This window comes from Thermoanaerobacter uzonensis DSM 18761, assembly GCF_900129115.1.
Lineage (GTDB): Bacteria > Bacillota > Thermoanaerobacteria > Thermoanaerobacterales > Thermoanaerobacteraceae > Thermoanaerobacter > Thermoanaerobacter uzonensis.
Genome location: NZ_FQUR01000007.1, coordinates 223,428 through 245,324, shown reverse-complemented (window position 1 = coordinate 245,324; position 21,897 = coordinate 223,428). Strand labels below are relative to the sequence as shown.

The window sequence follows — 21,897 nt, the reverse complement described above, 5'->3', positions numbered from 1 at the left end:
TATATTCGCGTTATTATTTATTTTATTCCTTTTTATTTTTTACCTTCAATGTAAGTCCATTTCATTTCCCAATCAGGTCCAAATGTTGGGAAGTATAAGTCTTTTACATATGGTTTTACAACATACGCTCTTGCTTGGAACCACAATGGACCAATTGGCATATCTTCCATTAAGATTTTTTCTGCTTGAATCATTTCTTCATTTCTTGCTTTTAAGTCGCCATTTACTTTTGCTTTTTCTATAAGTTTATCATAATTTGGGTTGCTGTAGAAAGCTGTGTTATTTCCGTTGTTTGTTTCCCACATATCAAGGAAGGTCATTGGGTCATTGTAGTCAGCACCCCAACCAGCAAGAACTATTTGATAATCTCCTTTGTCCATCATGTCAAGCCTTACTTTAAAAGCTACGCTTTGAATTTCAACCTGTACTCCAAGAGCTTGATTCCACATTTGTTGTAAAGCTACAGCGTATTTTTTAGCAGTATCTGTATCCCCCGTTAAGAATTTTATACTAGGTAGTTTACTAAGGCTAAGCTCTTGTAAGCCTTTTTGCAAGTATTCTTTTGCTTGTGCCACATCATTGTCTTTGAAATAACCTTGCCCAGCTTCACTCCTAAAATCTCCGTTGTAGCCAGGAATTCCAGGAGGAACTATGGCTTCTGCTGGTATAGAACCATTTTTGGCAACTTCTTTTACAAAAAGGTCTCTATTTATTGCCAGAGTAAATGCTTTTCTTATATTAGCATTTTTAAATATTTTATCTTTATTATTAAATTGCAAATACCAAACAGTCGCAAGTGCATAGTTGTGATATTCAGGTGAATCTTTATATTTGTCTATATAATCTCCAGGAATAAAGATAGAATCAAGCGCTCCTGTATCATAGTTTTGCACCAGAGAGTTATTATCTTTTATCATCGTAAAATTAATTGTTTGAAGTTTTACATTATCTTTATCCCAATAATATGGGTTTTTCTCAAGGACAATGTTTTGTTCATGGTTCCATTCTTTTACTATGAATGGCCCACTGTATACCATCGTGTTAGGATCAGAACCAACTTTATCTCCATATTTTTCATATATTGATTTTTCAAGAGGCATATAAGTGACAAAAGAAGTTAATCCTAAAAATTGAGGCGCTGGTGCTTTCAAAGTAACTTGTAAAGTCTTATCGTCCAAAGCCTTAACCCCTACTTGGTCAGCACTGCCTTTGCCAGAGTTATATTCTTCTGCCCCCTTAATATAATACAACTGATAAGCATATTGAGAAGCAGTATTAGGGTCAAGAGCCCTTTTCCACGCATATTCAAAGTCATAAGCTGTTATAGGATTGCCGTCACTCCATTTAGCATCTCTCAAGTAGAAAGTATAGGTAAGCCCGTCATCTGATATTTTCCAATCTTTTGCAAGACCTGAGCCCTTCTCAATCTTCCCATCTTTATTATATCTTACAAGCCCTTCTAGCACGTCATTTAAAATTGTAATAGAAACTTCATCTGTAGCCTTTTGAGGATCCAGTGTTGGCGGTTCATCGCCTAAATTTAAATTCAAAACCTGCTCACTCTGATTATTTGCAGAAGTCGTGTTTGTAGCAGTTTTACCTTGACCACTGCAACCTGCTAGTAATGCACTTAAGATTAATACTAGAGAAAGCAATGTTACTAGAAGTCGTTTGTGTTTTAACATTTACATCTCCTCCTATTTTCTATAAAATAAAATTTAAATCAACTTGACCCCCCAAAAATATAAAAAACGCTTTTATTTCTCTTTAACTTCACCTCCTTAGTGAAGTGGATAATTGAAGATTGTATGCTGTTTATAAATGATATATACATTTTATATCATTTAGCAATGATAATCAATATACAAATTTAAACACTCAGGAAAAGCTTTTCTTTATATATTATATAATTAGACAAAAGTTCAAAAAATCCTTCAATTTTTTATTTAACATTTAAAATTTTTTATTAAGCATTATATCAAAACTTAAATTTTTATAAATAATTAACATTTATATATTACTTTATCAGATTAGAGTTTTATATAGTTAAATTTACTTTCTTCCCGCCTTAATTATTATCCATCTTAATTTTTTTTAAATCAAGCAAATTATTTGTATATATTAAACTTTTTGTGTAATTATGTTAAAAGTCAAATTATATAAAATATTTGAATTTTATTTTTATTTAAAACGACCAGGTCTTTTAAGACCTGGTCGTTTTAAATTTTTTCGCAAATTATATTTTCTTTATTTGTTTTTCCCCTCTATATATGTCCACTTCCATTCATTGTCCACACCAACTGGGAACCTTACCCAGTCTTTTACGTATGGTCTTTGCAGGTATGCTCTTCCTGCGAAGTAGAGAGGACCAATTGGCATGTCTTCCATTAATATCTTTTCTGCTTCGTGCATTGCTTGCATTCTCTCTGAATTATCATTTGTAGAGTTAGCCTTCTTTATAAGTTCATCGTATTTTGGATTGCTGTAGAAAGCTGTGTTATTTCCACCACCTGTTACCCAAAGGTCCATAAATGTCATCGGATCGTTATAGTCAGCTCCCCACCCAGCATATACTATGTCATAATCTCCTTTGTCCATCATATCAAGTCTCACCTTAAAAGCAACATTTACAATATCAACACTTACACCCAAGTTTTTGTTCCAGAATTCTTGCAATGCCTGTGTATGCTTCTTAGCAGCATCACTATCGCCACCTACAAATTTTATCTTTGGAAGTTGAGTTATCCCCAATTCTTTCATTCCCTTTGCAAGAAGTTCTTTTGCTGTAGCTACGTCATTGTCTTTAAAAAAGTCTCCGCCTTCTTTTCTAAACTCATCTTTTTCACCTGGTATTCCTGGTGGAACAAATGAAAGAGCAGGTATTGAACCATTCTTTAAAATGTTATCAACAAAAGCTTTTCTATCTACTGCATATGTGAAGGCTTTTCTCATGTTAACATTTGAGAATATTTTGCTCTTATTATTGAACTGTAAATACCATGTTATAGCCATTGCCATTTGATGAAAATTCGGATCGTTTTTGTACTTGTCGATATATTGCCCTGGTACACCTATAGCATCATATTGACCTGCTTCATAGTTTTGAATTACTGTGTTATCGTCTTTTACCATGTCCATGTTTATTTTCTCAAGTTTTACATTGTCTTTGTCCCAATAGTTTGGGTTTTTGACAAGTACCATGTTTTGCTCATGATTCCATTCTTTAATCATAAAAGGCCCAGAATAAACCATTGTATCAGGTGAAGAGCCATATTTGTCTCCATACTTTTCCACAGCAGCTTTTTGCGCTGGCAAATATGTGATAAAAGATGTCAATCCCAAAAATTGCGGTGCTGGCTTTTCAAGCGTAACTTCAAGAGTTTTATCATCAAGCGCTTTTACTCCAACATCTTCAGCCTTTGCTTTACCACTGTTATAAGCCTCGGCATTTTTGAGATAGTAAAGCATATAAGCATATTGGGAAGCAGTTTCTGGAGCAAGTGCTCTCTTCCACGCGTATTCAAAGTCATAAGCAGTAATAGGAGTACCATCACTCCATTTAGCATCTCTCAAATGGAAAGTATACTTTAATCCATCAGGTGATATTTCCCAGTCCTTTGCTAAACCTGAGCCTTTTTCAACTTTGCCTTCTTTATTTAATCTCACCAATCCTTCAAGTGTAGCATTCAATACGTCAAACGAAACCGTATCCGTCGATTTTTGTGGGTCAAGCATAGGTGGCTCTTCCCCAAGGTTGACGTTCAAAACCTGTTCATCCCGAGATTTGGTTTGCAATGTATTTTCACTCGGAGCAGTTTGTTGTTTTGAACAACCAGAAAAAAGTACTGACAAAACAAATAAAATAGCAATCCCCAACACTAAAAGTTTTTTACTTTTCATTAAAAAAGCCTCCCTCTTGTTAACAAATTTATCTTTTTTTGAACTTTCATTATTTATAAACCATCTCTCACCCCCAGCTAGTATTTGAGAAATTTTCAGCAAAATTTAAATTAAAAATCTTATCTATAAATTATATATTAGATAAAATATACAAAATTCCTGCTTAAATTTTATAAATTTTTTATTATTGTAATTGCAAATGCAAAAGAATAAACTATTATCTGATTATTTACTATTTTGACTGGAAATTTATAAGCTATTCAAAGTATATTAAATTTGTTTTTCACTCTGAAGAACTAATAAATAGCATGAATCCTAAAATATAGCGTTTGTTTAATTTGTTTATAATTATATCATCAAGCGTTTACATATACAAGATTATTTTATGAATTCAGTGAAAAATGTTTAAGTAATAAAATACAATTGTAATTGTCACTATTTTGCGAATAAAACAAAAAAGCAGCGTACAATATATAATGTATGCTGCTTTTTGATTAATAATTACTAGTTATTACTTTGACAATTCTTCTTTTAAGATTTGATTAGTAAGCTGAGGATTTGCTTTTCCTTTTGTCGCCTTCATAACTTGCCCTACTAAAAATCCCATTGCTTTCTCTTTGCCGTTTTTGTAATCCTCTACTGATTTAGGATTTTCTGCTATAACTTTTTTGATAATTTCTCTTAATTCATTCTCATTAGCTATCTGTTTCAATCCTTTTTCTTCTACTATTACCTCCGGCTCTTTTCCTGTACCAAACATCTCTTCAAAAACAGTTTTAGCAATGGATCCGCTTATCACGCCATTATCAATCAATTTAAGCAACTTTACTAACATTTGCGGTGTTACTGGTACTTCGTCTATTTCTTTTCCTGTCTCATTCATGAGGCGAGAAAATTCTCCCATAAGCCAATTGCTTACAGTCTTTGGAGAATCATATTCGAGAACGCACTTTTCAAAAAAGTCGGCCATTTTCTTTGAAGAAGTTATAATTTTAGCATCATATTCAGGCAAACCGTACTCAGCAATAAATCTTTCTCTTTTGTGGTGTGGCATTTCAGGCAAAGACTTTCTAATCTCTTCTTTCCACTCATCTGTTACAATTATTGGAACTAAATCTGGTTCAGGGAAATATCTGTAGTCATGAGCTTCCTCTTTTGTCCTCATAGGCTCAGTAATTCCTTTCGATTCATTCCATCTTCTTGTCTCTTGTACTATTGTTCCGCCTTCTTCTAAGACTTTTATCTGTCTTTTTATTTCATATTCCAACGCCTTTTGAACGGCTTTAAAAGAGTTTAAATTTTTAAGCTCTATTTTTGTCCCTAATTCAGTACTTCCCACAGGCCTCACAGACACATTTGTATCAACTCTTAAAGAACCTTCCTGCATTTTGCAGTCAGAAACTTCGGTATACTCTAAAATGCTCTTTAATTTTGTTAAGTATTGATAAGCTTCTTCAGGTGTAGACATATCTGGTTCAGAAACTATTTCAATGAGAGGCACTCCTGCACGGTTGTAATCTACTAAAGAACCATCTGTATTTTCATGTAGCAACTTTCCAGCATCTTCTTCAATGTGTATCCTCTTTATTCCTATTTTCTTCACCTTACCATCTACTTCAATTTCTACATACCCGTTGCTGCACAAGGGAAGGTCATATTGAGAAATCTGATAAGCTTTGGGTAAGTCAGGATAAAAGTAGTTTTTTCTGTCCATCTTGCTGAAGTTTGCAATTGTGCAGTTTAAAGCAAGTCCCGCTCTTACAGCATATTCTACAACTTTTTTATTTAAAACTGGTAAAGTGCCGGGAAGTCCAAGACATACCGGACATACGTGGGTATTAGGTTCACCGCCAAATTTGGTAGTACAACTACAAAAGATTTTGCTCTCTGTCAAAAGTTCGGCATGGACCTCTAAGCCAATCACTGCTTCGTACTTCATTATCTTGCACCTCCTATGGCCTGTGGTTTAGCATTAAATTTGTTAGCTTGTTCAAAGGCATAAGCGACATTTAATATTTTCCCTTCGTCAAAATGTCTGCCAATTATCTGAAGTCCAACAGGTAAGCCATCTGAAAGACCACAAGGTATGGATATGCCAGGGAGCCCCGCTATGTTAACCGATACAGTGTATATATCTGCTAAGTACATGGCTAACGGGTCGTTTGCCCTTTCTCCAATTTTAAAAGCTACAGTAGGACTTGTTGGACCTATTATTACATCGCATTTTTCAAAAGCTTTTTCAAAGTCATTTTTAATGAGAGTTCTGACCTTTAATGCTTTTTTGTAATAAGCATCATAATAACCAGAGCTTAAAGCATAAGTCCCTAGCATTATCCTTCTCTTTACTTCTTTGCCAAATCCTTCGCTTCTCGTAACCATGTACATGTCAATCAAATCTTCATATTTTTCTGCAATATGGCCGTATCTTATGCCATCATACCGTGCAAGGTTGGAACTAGCCTCTGCTGAAGCGATTATATAATAAGCTGGAAGAGCATATTCTACATAAGGAATAGATATATCTATGATTTCTGCTCCTAAATCCTGTAAAACTTTTATGGATTCTTGTACAGTTTCTTTTACCCCTTCTTCTATTCCCTCGCCAAAAAATTCTTTAGCCACTCCTATCCTCAAACCCTTAATGTCTTCTTTGAGATAAGAAGTGTAATCAGGCTTGTCTATTTTTAAAGAAGTAGAGTCTTTTGGGTCATGCCCTATAATTGTATTTAATACAATCGCACAGTCTGTAACATCTTTTGTAAAGGGCCCAATCTGGTCAAGGGAAGAGGCAAAAGCTACAAGGCCATATCTTGACACCAATCCATAAGTAGGTTTCATCCCTACTACACCGCATAAAGAAGCTGGTTGTCTTATAGAACCACCTGTATCTGAACCCAAAGCAAAAGCCGCCTCGTCTGCCGCTATAGCTGCTGCAGAACCACCAGAAGACCCTCCTGGAACACGGGATAAGTCCCAAGGATTTTTTGTAGTTTTAAAAGCGGAATTTTCTGTAGAAGACCCCATTGCAAATTCGTCTAAATTAGATTTTCCTAAAATTATCACTCCTTCTTCTAGTAATTTTTCCACTACTGTAGCATTATAGGGAGGAATATAGTTTTCTAGCATCTTAGAAGAACAAGTGGTTTTTATTCCCTCAGTAGAAATGTTGTCCTTTATTATGACAGGAATGCCTGTAAGGGCCGTGCCCTCTCCCTTTTTGATTTTCTCATCTGCCTCTTTTGCTTTTTGCAAGGCAAAATCCTCTGTAATTGTAACAAGAGCATCTATTTTAGGTTCTACTTCTTTTATTCTTTCAAGATAGGATTTTGTCACTTCCAAAGCGCTGATTTCTCTCTTTTTGAGAAGTTCTCTAAGTTCGTGAATTGTCAAACTATATAATTCCATTTATGTACCTCCTCATTCTATAATCTTTGGCACTTTAAAACAGCCGTTCTCTTTATAAGGTGCATTCATCAATATTTTGTCTCTGTCCATTGAAGGCTTTGCTTCGTCTTCTCTAAATACATTATGGATTGGCACTATATGAGCTGTAGGCTCTACATTTTCAGTGTCCAATTCGTTTAATTTGTTTACATAGTCGATAATTTTACTCAGTTGCACTGTAAACTCTTCTATTTCCTCTTGCGAAAATTTGAGGCGGGCCAGTTTAGCCACATGCTCAACTTCGCTCCTACTAATAGCCATGTTACCACACCTTTCCTTTATTATTCACATCTTATAGTTTACCACAAAAACATATTTTTTGAAGGATAGAGTTTTTAAATATTTTCACCTTTTAGCATTTCTTCAAATTGCTTTTCATCAATTATCTTTATTCCTAATTCTTGGGCTTTTTTAAGTTTAGAACCAGGATCTTTACCTACTAATACATAGTCTGTTTTTTTACTTACTGAATTTGTAACTTTTCCACCTCTTTCTTCAATCATTCTGGTAGCTTCTTCTCTCGTGTAATTTTCCAACGCTCCTGTCAAAACGAAAGTTTTACCTTCAAATATGTTGCTTACTTTTCCTTTTGAAAGCTTTTTCATGTTTACTCCAGCATTTTTAAGTTTTTCAATTATCTCTAAATTTTGTTTTTCGGCAAAAAAGGTAACTATGCTTCTTGCCATCTTAGGTCCTATGTCAGGCAACTGTGTAAAGTCTTCAAATTTTGCCTTCACGATATTGTCCATTGTCTTAAAATGCTCAGCAATCACTTGGGCAGCTTTACTGCCTATTAAATCTATACCCAAGCCAAAGAGCAATCTATCTAAATCTCTTGTTTTGCTTTCTTCAATAGCATTTAATAAATTTTTAACAGATTTGTTCCCCATTCTTTCTAATTGTATTAAATCTTCGTATTTAAGATAGTACAAATCTGCTATGTTGTGAATTAGACCTTTTGACAAAAGCTGATTTATTATAGCTGGCCCCAATCCTTCTATATCCATTGCATCTTTTGAAGCAAAGTGGATAATGCCTCTTAGAAGCTGTGCAGGACAATTTAGACCTGTGCAACGCCTTATAGCCTCCCCCGGAAGCCTCACAGCTAAAGCACCACATTCAGGGCATCTATCTGGCATTACAAACTCTCTTTCTTGTCCAGTCCTCTCTTCTTTTACCACTTCCACTACTTCGGGAATGATTTCTCCCGCTTTTTGAACTATTACCGTATCTCCTATCCTTATGTCTTTCTCTTTTATGTAATCTTCATTATGAAGTGTAGCTCGGCTCACAACTGAACCTGAAATAGTTACAGGCTCTAATATAGCTGTAGGTGTAAGAGCTCCAGTTCTTCCTACTTGAACTATTATATCCAAGACTTTTGTCTTTTTCCTCTCTGCAGGATATTTAAAAGCAATAGCCCACCTGGGGTCTTTGGCAGTCTGTCCTAAAATTTCTCTCTTTTCAAGGTCATTTACTTTTACAACCGCTCCATCAATGTCATAAGGCAGCTTATCTCGTAAGTTTCTTATCTCTTCTATTTCTTTTATTACTTCATCTATATTGCTACATTTTTTATGAATTGGTATTACTTTAAATCCTTGTTCTTTCAAAAATTCTAATGTCTCTATGTGAGTTTTAAATTTTTTACCCTCAATCTTCTGAAGGTTAAAAATAAAAATGTCTAAATCTCTTTTCGCCGTCACTTTAGGATCTAATTGCCTTAAAGAACCTGCTGCAGCATTTCTTGGATTAGCAAAAAGGCTTTCCCCTAATTTTTCTCTCTCCTCATTTAATTTTTCAAAAGAAGTGCGGGGCATGAAGACTTCTCCTCTTACAACAAGGCTCACATCATCCTTAAGCCTTAAAGGAATTGACTTTATAGTCTTTAAATTTTGTGTGACATTTTCTCCTACGATCCCGTCTCCTCTTGTAGAACCTACAGTAAATATGCCATTTTCATAAATTAGTTCCACAGATAAGCCATCAATTTTTAATTCTACTACGTACTCCACATCCCCCACTACCTCTTTTACTCTTCTGTCAAAGTCTCTAAGTTCCCCTTCAGAAAAAGCATTAGCCAAACTTAACATTGGAACTACATGGGTAAAAGGCTGAAATTCTTTTAAAGGTTCCCCTCCTATCCTTTGGGATGGAGAGTCTGGAGTTTTAAGCTCTGGATATTTTTCTTCTAATTCTATAAGTTCTCTCATCAGCATGTCGTACTCATAGTCTGAAATCTCTGGTTGGTCCAAAACGTAATATCTATAATTGTGATAATTTATTTTTTCTCTCAATTCCTTTATCCTTTCTTTTGGCTCCATAATCCAACCTCCACAACTTAAGAAATAGCTTTAATAGGAGCAAATTTTAAGTCTAACTTTTTTATACCCAGATTTGGAAAGGCAACTGTAATCTCTTCTCCTTCTACTTTTACTACAGTACCTATCCCCCATATTTTATGCTCCACTTTATCTCCTAAATTATATTGAGCCTTTTCATAAGTTTCCCTTTCTACATAGCTAGATACAGGCCTATACTCTTCTCTTGGCTTTGATAACTCATGGTATCTTACTAAAAACCTCTCAGGTATTTCGCTTATAAAACGGGAATAGGAGCTGTACTGAGATTTGCCGTATAAATTCCTCCTCCTCGCATAGGTCAAATAAAGTTTTTCTTTAGACCTCGTAATGCCAACATAACAAAGCCGTCTTTCCTCTTCTAATTCATATTCATCTGTAAATGACTTAAAAGAAGGAAATACCCCTTCTTCCATACCTACCATAAAGACTACTGGAAACTCTAATCCTTTTGCAGAATGTAAAGTCATGAGAACAACGCTTTCTCCAATTTCTCCAGCCAAGTCAATATCAGAAACCAATGTTATGCCGGACAAAAATGCTTCTAAAGATTTGTCCTCTGAAGACTCTTCAAATTCATAAGCCGCATTTAAAAACTCATTTAGGTTTTCTATTCTTCCCTCTGCTTGCTCTGATTCTTCTTTTTCTAACTCATCTATATATCCAGTCTCTTCTAAAATGTATTTAATTATTTCACTGACAGTCATTGTATCTTTTTTATCAATTAATTCTAAAATAAACTCCTTAAATTCTAAAAGGCTATTTTTAGTCCTTTGGCTTACTTTTACATCATCTATTGCGAAAAAAAGACTGGTGTCTTTCTCCAAAGCTGTAGCCTCTAATGCTTCAATGGTTGCAGCCCCAATACCTCTTCTTGGAACATTTATTATCCTTTTAAAAGATATGTCATCATAAGGATTTACAAGTATACGCAAATAGGCAATAATGTCTTTTATTTCTTTTCTGTCGTAAAACCTTAAAGCTCCGACCACTTTGTAAGGAATTCGCACCCTCATCAAAGCTTCCTCAAAAGCACGGGACTGGGCATTTGTCCTATATAAAATAGCAAAATCCCTAAAGCTTCTATTTTCTCTTTCTTTTAAGTTGATTATTTCCTGTATAACAAATTCCGCCTCTTCCCTCTCATTCTCTAATTCACAGAGAATTATCCTTTCTCCTTCTTCATTATTTGTCCATAAAGTCTTTTTCTTCCTTCTTATATTATTATCTATGACATAATTGGCTGCTTCCAATATTGTTTTGGTAGAACGATAGTTTTGCTCTAATTTTATAACTTTAGCCTCAGGATAATCCTTCTCAAAGTTTAATATGTTTTTTACATCTGCCCCTCTCCAACCATATATGCTTTGGTCATCATCGCCAACCACACATAAGTTTCTGTATTTCTGGGCTAACATATTCACAAAATGGTATTGAGGAGTATTTGTATCTTGATATTCGTCTACCATTATGTATTTAAATTTTCTCTGGTAAAAGTCTAAAACTTCGGAACTTTCCTTAAAAAGTTCAATAGTTTTTATAATTATGTCATCAAAATCAAGGGCATTGTTTTTCTTTAACTTTTTTTGATATAATTTGTATATTTCACTTATTTTCTTACTTCTATACTCATTTCCAAAAACATAAATATACTCTTCAGGAGTTACCATTTTATCCTTTGCAGAAGAAATAGCATTTAAGACAGTTTTCACAGGATACTGTTTTTCACTTAAATTTAGCTCTTTAAGGCATTCCTGTATTAAAGCCTTTTGGTCAGTAGTATCAAATATGACGAAATTTCTGTCATAGCCTATTTTGTCAATATCTCGCCTTAAAATTCTCACACAGGCAGAATGGAAAGTAGATACCCATAGATCACCTATATAACCTAATAAATCTTCTACTCTTGTTTTCATTTCTTCTGCCGCTTTATTTGTAAAAGTGATAGCCAGTATGTTAGAAGGGGATACTTTTTTTTCTTTTATAAGATAAGCAATTCTATGAGTTAGGACGCGAGTCTTGCCGCTTCCAGCTCCCGCTAATATCAAAAGAGGTCCTTCTGTAGTCATAACTGCTTCTCTTTGTTTGTCGTTGAGGTTACCTAATATGTTGTTCATTTTTTTCACTCCAATTTAGTCTTAAAAAAGCCCGGTTTTAATCCCGGGATTCTGTTTCTAATCTATCTAATATAATTTTATATCCATTTGCTCCATAATTCAATGCCCTATTTACTCTGCTTATGGTAGCAGTACTTGCTCCTGTCTTTTCTGCAATTTCTATGTAAGTCTTCTTTTGGCGAAGCATTTTTGCAACTTCCAATCTCTGCGCTAATGCCTTTATTTCATTTATTGTAGCAATATCTTCAAAAAACCTGTAACATTCCTCTATGTTTTTAAGTTTTAAAATAGCCTCAAATAACTGGTCAACAAGTTCATCTTTAATTTTAGATTCATACATAATTATCCCTCACTCAACAAAATAATTAAATTGTTTACAAATATATTGTAATAAATATTAAAAAACAATTCAATACTTTAAAGCGATTTTTTATAACGTATTCAAAATAGATTTGTAGTTGTTCCTATAGACAAATGCCTTTTAAAGTTTCAGATCATAATGACAAAAAAGAAAAAAGGCGATATAATTATTATAAAAATACTACCCGGTTTTTCTCCGGGTAGTATGGAATCGCCTATTTTTGCCTTTTTTCTAATTGATTGACTCTTTTATAGAGTTCAATCATTCTTTTTATTAAGTTTTTTTCAGCAAGAGCTGTCATAAGCTGGTCTTGAGCGTGAATTACTAAGAAATTAGGAGCTTCACTTTGCTCTCCTTGTGTCAGCATATTTTGGTATTTGTGCCCTTCATAAAACTCTTCATCTGCTTTTTCAAGATGCTTCTCAGCTTCTTCAAAGTCTCCTCTTTCGGCTGCATCCAATGCTTCATAAGCTTCCGCTCTTGCATTTCCTCCATGCAATACTAAATTGTATATTATTTGTTCTAAGTCCATTAGTTTCACTCCCATCACAAATCATTCTTGGTCTTTTACTCCTTTTTCGTTCTTTAAAAGTTGAGCTTCATACATTTTAAAGAAGGGATAGTATATAATCGCTGTTACAATTAAATTTACCAGCTGCAACAAAGCTCCTTGCCAATGGCCACCGGAAGATAAAAATCCGCTTATAAAAACTGGAACTGTAAAAGGCAATTGTATCAAAGGTCTTGGTACTAAGTTTACAGCAAAAGCAAAGTAATTTATTGTTACAACAGCTGCTGGAGCTAATATAAACGGAATAATGAGTATTGGATTTAACACAATAGGAGCACCAAAAATCAATGGTTCGTTTATATTAAATATTGCAGGTATAAGCTCAGCTCTTCCAATGGTCCTAAGTTGTGCAGAAGCAGAAAGTAAAAACATTATTGTCAAAGGCCATGTAGTACCTGAACCGCCTAAGTGGGTAAACACATGGAAGAAAGGTTCAGTTACAATACCTGGTAAAGGCAGTCCTTTTGCTGCAGCCGCTGCATTTGCAGCTAATTGAGTCATCCAGAAAGGATAAGCAATTGAAGAAACAACATTCATACCGTGAATTCCTAATGACCACAAAAGCATCATGAGTATTATTTCAGCTAAAGCTGCAGGATAACTATTTGATGCAGCAACAAGGGGCTTAAATAAGTCAAGTACCAATTGTGGCAATGTTATGTGGAAGTTTGTCCATACAATCCATTCTACAATCCACGCTGATACTATCATTACAAACATAGGGACTAATGCTAAGAAGCTTCTTACCACATAAGGTGGTACACCTTCAGGCATTTTTATTACCAAACCACTTTTGTTAAAGAATCTCACAACTATTGCCGTAATTATGCCTATTATTATTGCTACAAACAAGCCTTGACCGCCGAGATAATTTAGTACATCTCCAAAAGCAACTTTTGTCACATCTGTCGCAGGAAAGCTTGTTATAAAAAACGCCAACATTGAAATAATGCCTGTCATCGTCTCGTCGAGGTCCCATCGTGTAGCAAGGCTATAAGCTGTACCAAAGGCTACCATCATAGCCATTATTCCAAAAGTAAGTTGGAAAGGTATCATGATTTGAGCTGCAATAGGTTTTACTGCTCTTGCCCATGCATGTATAGGCGCCCAATTAATTCCCTCTGGTGGATTTGCTATAATCAAGAAAAGCGCACCAGTCAAAATCACAGGCAAAGCAAAGCTTGAAAATGCATCTCTAATTGACTGCAAATACACATTTTGCGCTATACGGGCAAGAACTGGCATTAAAGATTCTTCCATCCACTTCATAAACCAATTGTTTGAAAGCCTATCATTCATACTATTCCCTCCTTAAACTTCTTTTCCACTTTTTTTAGCAAGCTCAATTATTTGATTTAATATTTTTTTGCCATCCATAATAGCGAAAGCCTGCATATCGACTATATCAACAGGTATATTGTATTTAGAAGCGATTGATTCAATTTCTTTTTTGAGATGTCTTACTTGCGGTTCTAATAACGCTACATCATATTCCTCTGCCTTCTTTTTAAACTCTCCTGTTCCGCCAGCATCTACTATAACATCCAATCCTTGCTTTTTAGCTTCATCTGTTACTTTCTTAGCAAGTGCACTGGAAGTCGCTCCCCAGCTGCAGAGTATTACTCCTCTTATTGCCATTTTTAACACCTCCTTTCAAAGATTATTTCATTTTTTCTTTTTAAGCTTTTTATGTTGTTTTTGTAGGTTGCTATCATAAAGTTGTATCATTTTTATGACATAAGTCTGAATTGCAAACACTATTAACATAAAGGTACTTCCAAAAGCCATTATTTTTAAGCCATTAAGGAAGCTATTATGAAACATGGCATAAAATCCTGTAGAAAACCATACTACCCCCAAAAGCAAATAAAATATTTTTCTTTGAACTCTCGATATGCTAAACATTTTTGATCCTCTCCTAAGTAATTATCCTTTTTATTTCTTCATAAAATTTTTTCAATAACACTTCTTTTATTTTTTCTTTGACCTCCTTTTGGGACTGTGCTTCGTTAAGAGTATTCACCAAACCTTCTCTTTCAATTAAAGACACGCTTAAATCTCCCAAAACTTCAATTCCTTCTCTATCACCTTCTGGTGCTACCATTAAAAAAGCTGTCCTTATCTTTTCATAATCTCCTACAAGATTTTTCATTTTTACTTCCTCTATAACTTTCCCTACAACTACTAATGGAAAATCTATATTTTCAATTGTACAATGATATATGACAAATCCTTTGTTTGGTAATACTATTTTACCTAAGCTTTCTCTTTTTAAAAGTCTTTCTTTTATTTGCTCCTTTTGATTTTCACTTATTAAACTTTTATCTATCAAATTCTTAAGAATATATTCTATTATTTGAGTAGACTTTTCACCTTTTACAGTCATATAGGTTATGGTATCGCATAACTCCAAAATTCTCTTTCCATAATTGGCTATGTGTAAAGCCTCTTTTTTAAAATTGCCTTCTTCTTTTTTTATTCCATATTCCATAATAAAGTCCGTATTTAATGCTTTTTTTAGCTTTTCTACATCTTCCTTTAAAAGCAAGGGATTTACTACAACGACTTTTTTATCTTTTATGTCAAGAGGTATTGTAGAGACAATTAAGTCTATATCATCTCTTCCTTTTAGATCTTTTAGTTTTATACTGGAAGTAACGTCTACTATGTTTATTTGTGGAAACATCTGAAGTTTTGACATCAGCATTCTGGAGGTTCCAATACCACTAGCACATACCACCATTATGTTGTACCTTTGGGAAGCCTCTTTTTTCCTCTCTAAAGCTGCACCAAAATGCATAGCAATATATCCAACTTCATCTTCTGGAATATCCATGTTTAATTTTTTTCGCAAAACATCGCAAACTCTATTGCTTTTTTCAAAAAGCAAAGGATATTTTGTTTTTATATCCTCCAACAAAGGGTTTCTTATGTCAAGTCCCATCTCCAATCTGTACACCGCGGGAACTAAATGACTCTTTAAGCCATCTTCCAAAAACTCATCTTCTGAAAAACTGACATCAAAAATTTTTTCTGCTTCTTTTATCATGTCCCGGGCAATAATCTCTATGTCTTTGTCATTGTAATTTTGAGTAGTTGACCTGTACTTTGCACCTATAAGGTGTATTGTCACATAGCCAATCTCATCTTCAGGTATAGGTATATTCAATTCTTCTTGTAAATATTTAGCTAACTTTTTAGCAAATTTATATTCGTTAGTCTTTTTAAGTTCCTGTAAATTGTCTTCCCCCATTTCAATAGTTTCACCATTTTGAAGCCTTTTTATAGCCAAGGCAAGGTGAACAACAAGGCCTAAATAGGAACTTTCTACAATTTCATAGTCAATTTGCGATTTTAATTTTAAAATTGCCTTTTCTATTTTCAAGACAGTATCGTAGTCAATTAAGTTTAAAAGCCTCAAATCTATGTTTTTTTCAATATTGTTTTTTGCGAGATATCCTGTTTTTAAGAAATCAATCAAATCTGCAGTATCAAAATTCTCATACAAAAAGTTAGCTATAGCTTTTCTAAAAGAGTTTTCGCTTCCCGATATATAAACGCCATAACCTGGCTTTGTTATTAAAGTTAATCCTTGTTTTATAATCCACCTTTCTAATTCTTTAAGGTCATAACTTATTGTAGAAGTGGTGACACCAAATTTCTTGCTGAAATACTCTAATTTAACGGGTTCATGTAGCTGCAAAAGCTCCGACAATATCATTTTTCTTCTCTCTTCTGTTTCAAACTCTGAACGATATCCTACTATATCTAGCTTTAGCTTCTCAATATCAGCAACATTGCCTTCTATAACCAACCCATCAGTTTTATTTACAATTTTTGAGTTGTAATTTTTAACAAATTCATTTATAGAAGCAATTTCTCTGTATACTGTCCTTTTGCTTATATCAAATTCTTTCATAATGTCGTCCATTCTTGTATTTGAAGAGGACAGTATTTTTCTTAAAATTTGCAGTTGGCGCCCACTTAGCTTATTCATTTTACATCATCACTTTTCTGTGACATTAATTTAATAATAGTATCTCTTTTTACAACTATATTATACACTTAATTGCTAAATTAACAAGAGAAAGATGTAAATCATCTGGCAATAGCATTGTGTCATATTTTTAATTGTAAAAATATACAAAGGAGATATTTTACATCGTCGCTCCGATGTTCCAAAGCGACAAAACTAAAGCTCGACCTTCAGGTTCCGGCAGGGTACCGGGCACAATCGGCATCCATGCCTTAAGGTGCCCGCCTCCGCCATCCTTGGCTTCGACCCTGCCTCCACCCTTGGTCTTGCTAAGTTTTGTTACGCTTTGTAACAAGTCGCTCCTTATGCAAAATATCTCCTTTGAATATTTTTTAACTTTGTCAACAAACTGAGACCTCGTGAAAGCGAGGTCTTATTTTGTTGATAAGTTTTATTTTATTAGCATTTTTCATATTAAAAGAAAAGATCTCTTTCTCCATTTTCTATTCTTGTAAGCCTTCTCTTTGTCTCTTCCCTTACAGTTATTGATGGAATTTTCTCTAAATTTACCGCTATTGCTTTTTCTCCAATTTCCTTAGTTTTTTCATCTCCGTAATCAATCAAAAACTCTTTGAAGGTTAGTATCGCATTTGGTAGGCAGAAGTTGTGTATTTGGCCTGATTTTGCAAAACTCATAAACCTGTCTCCTGTACGTCCCATTCTGTAGCAGGCAGTACAATAACTTGGGAGATACCCTTGTTCACACAAAGTCCTCAAAATTTCATTAGGACTTCTTTTGTCTTCTACCTCAAATTGTGGTTTTGAACCACCTTTTTTGGATATCTCTTCATGATATCCACCTACTCCTGTACAAGAACCTGCACTAATCTGAGAAATGCCAATGCTTATTACTTCTTCTCTAAATTTAGGCTTCTCTCTTGTAGACAAAATCATCCCTGTATAGGGCACTGCCATTCTTATGACTGCTACTAATTTTTTAAAGTCTTTATCTGATACAATATATGGAAATTTATCTATGGAAGTGTTAAGAGCTGGTCTAAGTCGCGGTACTGAAATAGTATGTGGCCCAACTCCAAATTTTTCCTCTAAATGGTTCGCATGATAAAGCATAGCAACAGTTTCGTACTTGTAATCATAAAGCCCATACAAAACTCCTAATCCTACATCGTCAATACCTGCCTCCATAGCCCTGTCCATAGCAGTCAAATGATAGTCGTAATCATGTTTTGGTCCCTGTGGATGCATGTATTGATAAGTGGGCCTATGGTAAGTTTCTTGGAATAAAATATATGTCCCTATTCCTATTTCTTTAAGTTTTTTGTAATTTTCCACAGTAGTCGCCGCTATATTGACATTTACTCTTCTAATACTTCCGTTTTTAAGTTTTGTATCGTAGATTGTCTTTATTACATCGAGAATATAATCTATAGGGCAATTTACAGGGTCCTCCCCAGCTTCAACTGCTAATCTTTTATGTCCCATCTCTTCCAAAATCTCAACTTCTCTCCTCACTTCTTCCATTGTAAGCTTTTTTCTTTCCTGTTCATTAGAATGTCTGTAACCACAATATCTACAGTTGTTTACACAGTAGTTACTTACATAAAGGGGAGCAAATATTACAATCCTATTCCCATATATTTCTTCTTTTATATACCTTGCTACTTTAAACATCTCATTGAGCAAATCCTCATCTTCTACATTTAAAAGTACCGCTGCTTCTTCAGGAGTAATGCCTTTTAGCTTTTTAGCCTTCTCTATAATTTCCAATGCATCTTTACTTGTCGCTTTTTTAGCATTTTCCAAATCCTGTAATACCTTTTCATCATTAATAAAATCCGCTTTTTCTTTTAACATACTTTATCTCCTCCCTTACCCTCAGGAAAATCCCCTTGGGCTTAGTTTTATTTTTATTATATACTATTATTGTTAATTTTTCAACAAAATTATTTTTCTTAAATCCTCAATATAAGGTAGTTTCAGCGCAAAGCAAAGCAGTAAATAGGCAAGAATGCCCGTAAAAATTGATAAAAAAATATTTATCCACATATTAACATTAATTGTCAACAATTTACTGTGGATAATTATAACAATTATTCCCATAATTGTTGATGCTGTTATCGGTTTTATAAGCCAATTTAAATAGTCTATTCTTAATCCTGTCATTTTTATGAGCTCAAACATATTTAGCATTAAAATAAGAGCATCGGCAAATATAAAGCTGTATATATATCCAAAAAGTCTAAGTTGTGGCATGGCGGTTAAGTAATACATACCTATAATACAGACTCCCAACCATATAATAGAATTTTTTAAAACCACATTTTGCTTTCCTAATCCATGGAGAATGCTAGCCACCACCGCTTCTAAAAATGCGAATATACTTCCCATGGAAATCACTCTCACAAAAGCCCCTACTCCTGGGGAAGAAGGATACAAAAGCTGAGAAATTTGCTCAGGAAGAGCTAAAAATAAAATTATAGCAGGAAAAGCAATTAAAGTAGTATAGCCAATTGCTTGGTTAATCCTAAGTCTTACTGTATCCCACTTTTTTAGAGCAGCTGCTTCAGAAACTGCAGGAAGTACAGTAGTGGAAAGACTCGAAGTTATAACTGCTGGCATGTAAGCAAGAGGTACTGCCATACCCAACATTTTGCCAAATTCAGACATCGCTTCACTGTGAGTGAGACCTGAGACAACAAGTCTTGAAGGAATTATTAAAGATTCCGCTAAATCCAACACATTTACAATTAATTTTGAAAAAGTTATAGGTATGGAAGTAATAACTAACGTTTTTGTTATAGAAAAAGTATCCCATTCCTTTCCATCATAAGTCATTTCTTTGTTTATAATTTTTACTTCTCTTTTGTAAAAAAGTATGTACATAAGAAAACTGACAATTTCACCTACAGATATGCCAAATATAGCTATCGCTACTAAATATTCAAGTTTCGCTCCTGTGAAAAGTTGTATTAAATATAAAGTTATTGATACACGTACTATTTGTTCAACAATTTCTGAAACTGAAGCAGGTATCATATTTATAACTCCTTGAAAAAATCCCTTAAACACTGATGAAGAAGCAACAATGATAAGTACCGGTGCAAAAATGAGAATTGATAAAAGTGCTCTTGGTTCGTGAAGTAACTTTAAAGCTACGTACCTAGCATTAAAAAATAGCAACAAAGCAATAGTAAAAGCAAACATTAATACTATCAAAAAAGTAATTTTTAAAATTTTAAACATATTTTTTTTGTTTCCTTTTGCTCTTTCTTCTGAAATAAAGCGAGAAGTGACAGCCATCGTACCAGAGGTTAAAAAAGTTATTGAAGCAAAATATATAGGAAGAACTAATTGATAAATACCCGTACCTTCCGGGCCTAACATATTTGATAAAATTATTCTAAAGATAAATCCAATGCCTCTGTCTATAATATTGGCAATAGTTAATATAAAAGCACCGCGAATAAAAGACCTATTGTGCATAAACAACACCTCACAATAGTTTATTCGCAGTGCTTTTTATATATGAAAAAAACCGGCAGTATGCCGGCAGTAAAGGGGGATTAGGGGGAGAAATTTTTAAGTACATAAAATTGAGGGGGGTTAAGATTTACACATTCCTAAGGCTTCCTCTCACCTATTGGCAGAGGTGATAAACTTACATTACCTCTCTTCCGACAAATATTATGCATCATTTGATGAAAAATGTCAAGATTTGATTTAAATATTTTTTTATATGAAATTTTTCCTGCAGTTTTGTAAAATTATTAATCCCTTCAAATAAATAAAACTGCAGTAAACTTTTTTCGTAAGTTTTAAAAGAATATTTATAAATAAATCCAGTTTGTTGACAAAGTAAAAAAATATTCAAAGGAGATATTTTGCATCGTCGCTCCGATGTTCCAAAGTGACAAAACTAATTTTTTTCAAATATTTTTTAACCTTTCAAATAATTTTTTAACCATTTGAGTTTAAATATTTTAAAACTGTAGAGACGTGTACAGCAAGGCCAATTTTAATACACTCCTCATCAATATTAAATTGGTTGTTATGTATAGGTTTATCTATTCCTTTTTCTTTATTGCCACACCCTAATTTATAAAAACTGCCAGGAACTTTTTGCAAGAAATAAGCGAAATCTTCTACTCCCATTGTTGGTGCCACTTCTATCACATTGCCTTCCCCTAGCAAAGGAAAAGCAGTTTCTTTTATGAGGTCTGTCATACCTTTGTGATTTACAAGGCAAGGATAACCTTTTGTTCTTCTAAATTCTACTTCTCCTCCTATAACTTTTGCTGTGTTATCGCAAATCTTCTCCACCATCTCAACAATCTCATCTCTTTTTTCTTCTTCCATCATTCTTATAATTCCAGACATCCTCACTTTGTCCGCTATTATATTTCGTGCGTATCCTCCTTCAATAGTGCCAATAGTTAGCACTATAGGACTCAATGGATTAGCTTTTCTACTAACGACTGTTTGGAGTATATTTACAATATTAGCAGCAATCACTATGGCATCCACCGATTTGTGAGGCTCAGCCCCGTGACTACTTTTTCCTTTTACAATTATATCAATCATGTCAGAAGAAGCATAAGCTTTTCCATAGGTTATCCCTATTTGCCCCACTTGAAGTTCTGGGTCTACATGTAGTCCTATTATAGCATCAACTTTAGGATTTTCTAAAACTCCTTCTTCAATCATCGGAAGAGCTCCCCCCGTTGTTTCTTCCGCTGGTTGAAATATAAACTTAACATTTCCCTTTAACTTATCTCTCATATTTGCCAAAAGTTTAGCAGTACCAAGAAGTATAGCTGTATGAACATCATGCCCACAAGCATGCATTCTTCCTGGAATCTGCGATGCATATTCTACATCATTTTCTTCTTGAATTGGGAGAGCGTCCATATCTGCTCTTATAGCTATCGTCTTGCTTCCATTGCCTTTAAGGGTACCCACAACGCCAGTTTTAGCAATTCTCTTTACTTCAATCCCTAAATTTTTTAAATAATCATAAACAACTTCGGAAGTTTTTGTTTCTTCAAAACCTAATTCAGGGTACATGTGTATTTTTCGCCTTAATTCTATTACTTCTTTTTCTACTTTTTCAGCTTCTTTGAGAATATCCATACTAAATCCCACCTGTT

16 protein-coding genes are annotated in these 21,897 nt (G+C 34.1%); all 16 read right to left on the bottom strand.

The genetic code is table 11. From position 1 onward, the window contains the following. Positions 1–32: 32 nt before the first annotated feature. Complete coding sequence (locus BUB32_RS02890; protein WP_072967312.1) at positions 33–1,685, bottom strand: peptide ABC transporter substrate-binding protein; 1,653 nt, start codon at positions 1,683–1,685, stop codon at positions 33–35. Between the two features lie 562 nt (positions 1,686–2,247). Further along, complete coding sequence (locus BUB32_RS02885; RefSeq protein WP_072967310.1) at positions 2,248–3,900, bottom strand: peptide ABC transporter substrate-binding protein; 1,653 nt, start codon at positions 3,898–3,900, stop codon at positions 2,248–2,250. Positions 3,901–4,411: 511 nt separating this feature from the next. Beyond that, positions 4,412–5,839 carry an Asp-tRNA(Asn)/Glu-tRNA(Gln) amidotransferase subunit GatB gene (gene gatB, locus BUB32_RS02880; protein WP_072967308.1) on the bottom strand — a complete coding sequence of 476 codons (1,428 nt, stop codon included), beginning with the start codon at positions 5,837–5,839 and terminating at the stop codon, positions 4,412–4,414. Next, entirely contained in the window at positions 5,839–7,305 is a 1,467-nt protein-coding gene (gene gatA, locus BUB32_RS02875; RefSeq protein WP_072967307.1) for an Asp-tRNA(Asn)/Glu-tRNA(Gln) amidotransferase subunit GatA, read from the bottom strand. Before gatA ends, gatB begins: the two co-directional genes overlap by 1 nt. A gap of 12 nt (positions 7,306–7,317) precedes the next feature. Next, positions 7,318–7,605 (bottom strand): Asp-tRNA(Asn)/Glu-tRNA(Gln) amidotransferase subunit GatC, encoded by a 288-nt coding sequence (gatC, locus tag BUB32_RS02870; protein WP_072967305.1) that lies wholly within the window; start codon positions 7,603–7,605, stop codon positions 7,318–7,320. 74 nt (positions 7,606–7,679) lie between these two features. After that, entirely contained in the window at positions 7,680–9,668 is a 1,989-nt protein-coding gene (ligA, locus tag BUB32_RS02865) for an NAD-dependent DNA ligase LigA (protein ID WP_072967302.1), read from the bottom strand. A 17-nt stretch (positions 9,669–9,685) separates the two neighbouring features. Continuing rightward, entirely contained in the window at positions 9,686–11,821 is a 2,136-nt protein-coding gene (gene pcrA / locus BUB32_RS02860; protein ID WP_072967300.1) for a DNA helicase PcrA, read from the bottom strand. Between the two features lie 37 nt (positions 11,822–11,858). Continuing rightward, the gene (locus tag BUB32_RS02855) at positions 11,859–12,161 is read right to left on the bottom strand and encodes a YerC/YecD family TrpR-related protein (RefSeq protein WP_003868774.1); all 303 of its coding nucleotides are present in this window, start codon (positions 12,159–12,161) and stop codon (positions 11,859–11,861) included. Positions 12,162–12,396: 235 nt separating this feature from the next. Next, the gene (locus BUB32_RS02850; RefSeq protein ID WP_003870489.1) at positions 12,397–12,714 is read right to left on the bottom strand and encodes a PTS sugar transporter subunit IIA; all 318 of its coding nucleotides are present in this window, start codon (positions 12,712–12,714) and stop codon (positions 12,397–12,399) included. Positions 12,715–12,735: 21 nt separating this feature from the next. Next, on the bottom strand, positions 12,736–14,052 hold the full coding sequence (locus BUB32_RS02845; protein ID WP_072967298.1) for a PTS sugar transporter subunit IIC: 1,317 nt from the start codon (positions 14,050–14,052) through the stop codon (positions 12,736–12,738). Between the two features lie 12 nt (positions 14,053–14,064). Continuing rightward, the gene (locus BUB32_RS02840; protein WP_072967296.1) at positions 14,065–14,391 is read right to left on the bottom strand and encodes a PTS sugar transporter subunit IIB; all 327 of its coding nucleotides are present in this window, start codon (positions 14,389–14,391) and stop codon (positions 14,065–14,067) included. Positions 14,392–14,418: 27 nt separating this feature from the next. Beyond that, a complete protein-coding gene (locus tag BUB32_RS02835) occupies positions 14,419–14,658 on the bottom strand; it encodes a hypothetical protein (protein WP_072967294.1) in 240 nt (79 codons plus the stop codon). Positions 14,659–14,671: 13 nt separating this feature from the next. Then, positions 14,672–16,750 (bottom strand): BglG family transcription antiterminator, encoded by a 2,079-nt coding sequence (locus tag BUB32_RS02830; RefSeq protein WP_072967292.1) that lies wholly within the window; start codon positions 16,748–16,750, stop codon positions 14,672–14,674. Between the two features lie 453 nt (positions 16,751–17,203). Further along, positions 17,204–18,604: a [FeFe] hydrogenase H-cluster radical SAM maturase HydG gene (gene hydG, locus BUB32_RS02825; protein ID WP_072967291.1), complete on the bottom strand. Its 1,401-nt coding sequence runs from the start codon at positions 18,602–18,604 to the stop codon at positions 17,204–17,206. Positions 18,605–18,676: 72 nt separating this feature from the next. Next, positions 18,677–20,233 carry a stage V sporulation protein B gene (gene spoVB, locus BUB32_RS02820; protein ID WP_072967289.1) on the bottom strand — a complete coding sequence of 519 codons (1,557 nt, stop codon included), beginning with the start codon at positions 20,231–20,233 and terminating at the stop codon, positions 18,677–18,679. A gap of 474 nt (positions 20,234–20,707) precedes the next feature. Then, positions 20,708–21,880, bottom strand: a complete 1,173-nt coding sequence (locus BUB32_RS02815) for a M20 metallopeptidase family protein (protein ID WP_072967286.1) — start codon at positions 21,878–21,880, stop codon at positions 20,708–20,710. Positions 21,881–21,897: the final 17 nt, after the last annotated feature.